This is a genomic window from Streptomyces sp. NPDC006296 (assembly GCF_040613235.1).
In the GTDB taxonomy this organism is placed as follows: domain Bacteria; phylum Actinomycetota; class Actinomycetes; order Streptomycetales; family Streptomycetaceae; genus Streptomyces.
The window spans coordinates 1-4,796 of record NZ_JBEXRT010000085.1; the positions used below are offsets into that span (position 1 = coordinate 1).

The 4,796-nt window shown below is 74.2% G+C and carries 3 protein-coding genes and 1 pseudogene; 3 read left to right on the forward strand and 1 reads right to left on the reverse strand.

Annotated elements, in window-relative coordinates:
• Window positions 1-169 precede the first annotated feature (169 nt).
• Entirely contained in the window at window positions 170-916 is a 747-nt protein-coding gene (locus ABZ172_RS29975) for a hypothetical protein (RefSeq protein ID WP_356888491.1), read from the reverse strand.
• Between the two features lie 105 nt (window positions 917-1,021).
• Here ABZ172_RS29975 and ggt point away from each other — a divergent pair, with 105 nt between their 5' ends.
• From ggt to ABZ172_RS29990, 3 genes and pseudogenes are all read left to right on the forward strand, one after another.
• Window positions 1,022-2,827 (forward strand): gamma-glutamyltransferase, encoded by a 1,806-nt coding sequence (ggt, locus tag ABZ172_RS29980; protein ID WP_356888493.1) that lies wholly within the window; start codon window positions 1,022-1,024, stop codon window positions 2,825-2,827.
• Between the two features lie 162 nt (window positions 2,828-2,989).
• Window positions 2,990-3,664, forward strand: a complete 675-nt coding sequence (locus ABZ172_RS29985; protein ID WP_356888495.1) for a glycoside hydrolase family 75 protein — start codon at window positions 2,990-2,992, stop codon at window positions 3,662-3,664.
• A gap of 279 nt (window positions 3,665-3,943) precedes the next feature.
• A pseudogene (locus ABZ172_RS29990) lies at window positions 3,944-4,796 on the forward strand (hypothetical protein); the annotation flags it as partial.

Here is a 4,796-nt window from a genome sequence, read left to right on the forward strand (position 1 = left end):
TTCTAATACTTATCGGACGGGGTGTTGCTGGGGCGACACACCCAAACACACCGCCGCGGGGGGCGGCCCCCCCCCGGCCCCTCCGGGCCGGCCCCCCCCCCGCCCCGAGGAACACCGCCGGCGGCCTCCTGGGCCCGCCCGGACCCGACCTGAGCCCACGCAGCGGGCATCAGCCGGTGGCGCGGTGCGAGGCCGGGGGAGCGGTGGGCAGCGGGGCCTGCGCCACCCTGGTCACATCGCCGATCAGCTCGACCACATCCGGGCCGTACGCCTGGGAGTTGACCACCTTCAGGAGCAGTACGAAGGAGCCGCCCCGGTGCTTGCGCCGCAACTTCTCGTAGTGGCGTATCAGGTACCGCGAGGCGGCCTGGTTGGTGATCGCGCGCTGGCCGCACAGGAGGAAGACGGGACGCGCGTCCTGGCCGCCCGTCAGACGGGCCAGGAGCACGTGCTCGGAGGTCCCCGGCTCCAGCCGGTAGCGCTCCGAGCCGACCTGGAAGGCCGCACGGTCGGGACCCGGCTCGGGCCCGGTGTTCACCCGCACGCCGGGGAGCAGCGACTGCAGGTGCGCGGCCATGCGCCGGTTGGACGCCGGTCCGCCGACGCAGAATTCCGTGCGTTCGCCGAAGCCCTGACGGGCCGTGTCGTGGAACACCACCTCGGGGTGGGCGGCGCAGTCCTTGATGAGGGCCGAGAGTTCGAGCAGGGCGAGGACGTCGTGGCGGTGAACCGCTCCGTCGCCGCCGGCGTCGCGGTTGACCACGAGCAGGCACTCGGAGTTCTCCGGCAGTCCGAAGAACGCCTGCTTGCGCCGGAGTCCGCGCCGCCAGAGGTACGTACGGGTCAGCCAGCCGAGGGCGGCGCTGATTCCGGCCGCGATGAGGCCGAGCACGATGTTGCGTACGTCGTCATTCATGAGCGGGCATGCTAGCGGTCCGTTCGGACGTGTGGTCGAGGCGGACCTGACGGGGCGTGCGGTACGGCGCTACCCTGCGCGGACGATCTCTCACAGGAGGTACGGATGCGTCGTTCCGTAGGACGGAATGTGTCGTTCTCAGTCGTGATCGCCGTCATCGGCTCGCTCGGCGTCGCCGCGCCGGCGTCCTCGGCGGCCCCCGTCCCGACCCCCAAGTCCCCGGTGGCGGTGGGGTACGGGGGAGCGGTGTCGAGTGTCGACGCCGACGCGTCGGCGGCCGGGATCGAGGTTCTCCGCAAGGGCGGCAACGCCGTCGACGCGGCCGTAGCCACCGCCGCCGCACTGGGCGTCACCGAGCCCTACTCGGCGGGCATCGGCGGTGGCGGGTACTTCGTCCACTACGACGCGAGGACCGGCAGCGTCCAGACCATCGACGGGCGGGAGACCGCGCCGCGGAGCGCGGACTCCTCGCTGTTCCTGGAGAACGGTCAGCCGATCCCCTTCGAGGACGCCGTCACCAGCGGGCTCGGCGTCGGTACCCCGGGCACCCCCGCCACCTGGGAGAAGGCGCTCGACGCGTGGGGCACCAAATCCCTCGGCCGGCTCCTCGAACCCGCCGAGCGGCTGGCCCGCGACGGATTCGTCGTGGACGAGACGTTCCGCTCGCAGACCGCGGCGAACCAGGCGCGGTTCGCCGACTTCCCCGCCTCGGCCGAGCTCTTCCTCCCCGGCGGCGAACCGCCGGTGACCGGATCGGTGTTCAAGAACCCCGATCTCGCCCGTACGTACCGGACGATCGGCCGCAAGGGCGTCGACGAGCTGTACCGGGGCGAGCTGGCCCGGGACATCGTGTCGACGGTGCGCAAGCCCCCGGTCGACCCGGCGGCCACCCGCGAGGTGCGCCCGGGAGACCTCACGGCCAAGGACCTGAAGGCGTACCGCGCGCTGCGCCAGGCACCGACGAGGACCACCTACCGGGGCCTCGACGTGTACGGCATCGCCCCGTCCTCCTCCGGGGGCACGAGTGTGGGCGAGGCCCTCAACATCCTGGAGTCGACGGACCTCTCCGCGGCGAGCCGGACCCAGTACCTGCACCGGCTCATCGAGGCGAGCCGGATCGCCTTCGCCGACCGGGGCCGCTGGGTCGGCGATCCCGCGTTCGAGGACGTGCCGACGCGGGAGCTCCTGAGCCAGCGCTTCGCGGACTCGCGCGCCTGCCTCATCAAGGACGACGCGGTGCTCACCAGTCCGCTCCCCCCGGGCGACCCGCGCCACCCCGAGCGCTGCGCATCCGGGGGTGCGGCCGCCCCGACGACGTACGAGGGGGAGAACACGACGCACCTGACGACCGCCGACCGGTGGGGCAACGTCGTCGCGTACACCCTGACGATCGAGTCGACCGGCGGCAGCGGCATCACCGTCCCGGGACGCGGATTCCTGCTCAACAACGAACTCACCGACTTCTCGTTCGCGCCCGCCTCGCCGGCGGTCCACGACCCGAACCTCCCGGGCCCGGCCAAGCGCCCGCGCTCCTCGATCTCGCCGACCGTCGTGCTGGAGCACGGCAGGCCCGTCCTCGCCCTGGGCTCGCCCGGCGGTGCCACCATCATCACCACCGTCCTGCAGTCGCTGACCGGCCATCTGGACCGGGGACTGCCGCTCGTCGAGGCGATCGCCGCTCCGCGCGCCAGCCAGCGCAACTCGGCCACGACCGAGATCGAGCCCGGACTCTGGGACAGCCCGGTGCGCCAGGACCTCGAAGCGCTCGGGCACGTGTTCAAGGCGAACCCGGAGATCGGAGCCGCCACGGGCATCCAGCGCCTCCCCGGCGGACGCTGGCTCGCGGCCGCCGAAAAGGTGCGCCGCGGTGGCGGCTCGGCCATGGTGGTAACGCCGAGCGGTCGTCCGTGACCGTTCGTCACCGACGGCGGCCCCGGGGCCGGGAGGGCGTGCCACAGCACGTCCGCCCGGCCCCGGGACCGTGAAGCGGCCGGTCGCCTATCGTCCCGGCCGCGTCGGCAGGGAAGAGGTCCGCCCGGGCTCTTCGTGTCCAGTGAAAGGGCAACCACGACGGTGCGTACGCGCTTGCTCGTCCTCTCCGCGCTCTCCACCGCGGCTCTCCTCGCGGCGGCCCTGCCCGCCACGGCCGCCGGGGAGGGGAAGGACCCGGTCGGGGCCGCCGAACTGCTGGCCAAGGTGAAGAAGTGCACCCGGATCTCGCAGGGGAAGTACCGGACCGACCAGCACACCGCCGCCACGGTCCCGGTCTGCGGGACCGACGAGGTGGTGTTCTGGAAGGCCGACATGGACATCGACTGCGACGGCCGCGTCACGGCCGTCTGCAACACCCGGACCGACCCGTCCTTCCAGCCCCGGACCGCGTTCCAGGGCTCGGACGGCAGATATCTGGACTCCAGCCGGGTGCCGTACGTCGTCGTGCCCGGCCCCTCCCGGCTCTGGAACTACGCCAAGGCCGGGATCAAGGGCGGCGGCGTGGCCGCCGTCATCCACGGGGGCAAGGTCCGCTACGCCGTCGTCGGGGACACCGGCCCCACCGGCATCATCGGCGAAGGCTCGTACGCCCTGGCGAAGTCCCTCGGCATCGACCCGGACCCCAGGACCGGCGGTACGCCCTCCGGTGTCACCTACATCCTCTTCAGGAACTCCCGGGCGTCACCCGTCCAGAGTCCTGCCGCCGCGACCGGAGCCGGTGAGGCACTCGCCCGGAAGTTCGTCGGCGGAACCTGAGCGGCGTCCGTCCGGCGGGCCGTCAGGACGCACGGCCCGTCGGCCGTGACGCCGCTCAGGCCGCCCGGCGGCCGTCACCCGCCCGGAGCAGCCGGCCGCCACGGCGGACGGTCCGGCGAGCGGACGGCCGGCGCCCTCCGGCAGGGGGGCGCACGGGGCCCGGCCCGCGCTCCGGCCGCACCCTGCCGGAAAAGCGCGCGTAGTCCCGCCGTAACACCCCTGCGGTCGAATGCCCGCGGACTGGAGTGCCCCAGTCCCGGACGACCGACGAGGGCGACGGTGACAGTGCATCAACACGCGTTGGAAGTAAGGGCGTTCGCACAGTACCTACGAGACCTGGCGGCCCTGCTCGAACCCGGCCGGGGATGGTACGGGGTCTTCTGCGCACGGGACCCCGACGGCATGCGCGCCTGCCTCGACGGCGCCGAGGTGCCGCCCTGGGACGTGGTCGATTCGCTGCTCCAGGACCTCGCCGCACTGCGCGGTGCCGCGTACGCCGCCCGGGAGTCCGTCCGGGCCGCGGAACTGTGCGCCGCGTCGGCCGCCGCGTACGACAGGCGCCCGGGTGGCCGGCAGGCCCTCGCCGACCGGCTGGACGTGATGGTGCGGGAACAGGCCGACGCAGCCGGCCGGATGGCGGCGGGCGCCGGGGCGGTGGCCGCCCGGGACGGGGAGCCGGACGCCCTCGCCTGGGCGCGGGACGACCACACCCGTGCCACCGCGCGCTGCGCGGAGCTCCGTGACCGGCTCGCGGCGGTGGAGCGGGCGGTGCCCGTGCCGGACGACTGGTTCCGGGAGCGCGGCGGCGCCGCAGCGACGCCGGCGGGGGAGGAGCCCTCGGCCCCCGGACCCCGTCGCCCGGCAGGCGCCGCGCCCGGAGCCGGGGTGCCCGGACGGGACGCCGAGCCCGCGCCGCCCGCCCCCTCGCCCGGGCGCCGGAAGCCGCGCGGGGCACGTTTCGCCGGCCTGGAGATCGAGGACGCGGCGGAGGCGGACCCGGTCCCGCCGGCCGACCACGGCCGGCCCGCAGTCCCGGCGGCCGTCGCGGCCCCGCGTCCCGCAATACGTGGGTCAGGCAGTCGCGGCGGGCCGCTTGCGCTCGTTCGCCGGCCAGATCGGAAAAGCGGCGGGG